Source organism: Mesorhizobium sp. M0768, assembly GCF_040320195.1.
Lineage (GTDB): Bacteria > Pseudomonadota > Alphaproteobacteria > Rhizobiales > Rhizobiaceae > Mesorhizobium.
Genome location: NZ_JAMYPD010000099.1, coordinates 1 through 1,053 on the forward strand (window position 1 = coordinate 1; position 1,053 = coordinate 1,053).

Below are 1,053 nucleotides of genomic sequence, written 5' to 3' on the forward strand. Positions count from 1 at the left end.
CTAGAGCGGTTCCTGATTTGACGGAATCGAAGGGGATTCCGGATCAGTCGGTTTTGTGATTCAAGATGCTGGCTGGAGTGGAGGCCAGCATCGGATGACGCGACCTCTTTCGGATGATCTTCGCGAACGTGTTGTAGCGGCGGTTTTGGGTGGCGAGAGCCGCCGGTCGGCCGCGAAACGGTTCGGCATTTCGGTTTCGGCGGCGGTGAAGTTGTTGCAGCGCCATCGGGCGACTGGCTCGGTTGCGCCTGGCAAGATGGGCGGACATCGCAAGAGGGTGCTGGAGCCGCACCGTGCCTTCATCGAGGCGCGTGTGCGTGAGACGCCGCATCTGACACTGCATGGTCTGAAGGATGAGTTGGCCGCACGCGGGGTCAAGGTCTCGCACAACGCGGTCTGGATGTTCTTGAGGCGCGAGGGCCTGAGCTTCAAAAAAAACGCTGTTCGCCCTTGAGCAGGCGCGCGCTGATATTGCCCGCAGGCGTCAGCGATGGCGCTCTTGGCAGGCCGGCCTCGATCCGCAGCATCTGGTCTTCATCGATGAGACCTGGATCAAGACCAACATGGCTCCGCTGCGCGGTTGGGGGCCGAGGGGCAAGCGGTTGCGCGGCTTGGCTCCGCACGGCCACTGGCGCACGCTGACCTTCCTCGGCGCACTGCGCTGCGATCGGCTCGCGGCACCTTGCGTCTTCGACGGACCAATTAACGGCCAATGTTTCCGTGCTTACGTCGAGCAGCAGCTCATCACCGTGCTGAAACCCGGCGACATCGTCGTCATGGATAATCTGGGAAGTCATAAGTCGGCGGCCATCAGGCAGATGATCAAGGCGGCCGGCGCCAGGCTTTGGTACCTACCGCCCTACTCCCCAGACCTCAATCCGATCGAGCAGGCCTTTGCCAAAATCAAACACTGGATGCGCCAAGCTCAGAAACGTACCGTCGAGGACACTTGGCGCCACATCGGTCACCTCGTTGAAACGATCGAGGCAACCGAATGCAACAACTACTTCGCAAACGCCGGCTACGCTTCCATCAAAACGTGAAAGGCTCTAG

Annotated in this window: 1 protein-coding gene; it reads left to right on the forward strand. The window is 60.7% G+C overall.

What is annotated here, in order from left to right:
* Window positions 1–94 precede the first annotated feature (94 nt).
* Window positions 95–1,043, forward strand: a protein-coding gene (locus tag NKI08_RS34470) for an IS630 family transposase (protein WP_352473167.1) whose coding sequence is annotated in 2 segments (ribosomal slippage) — window positions 95–430 and window positions 432–1,043 — 948 coding nt in all. Because the reading frame shifts where the segments join, the coding sequence is not laid out codon by codon here.
* The last annotated feature ends 10 nt before the right edge of the window (window positions 1,044–1,053 follow it).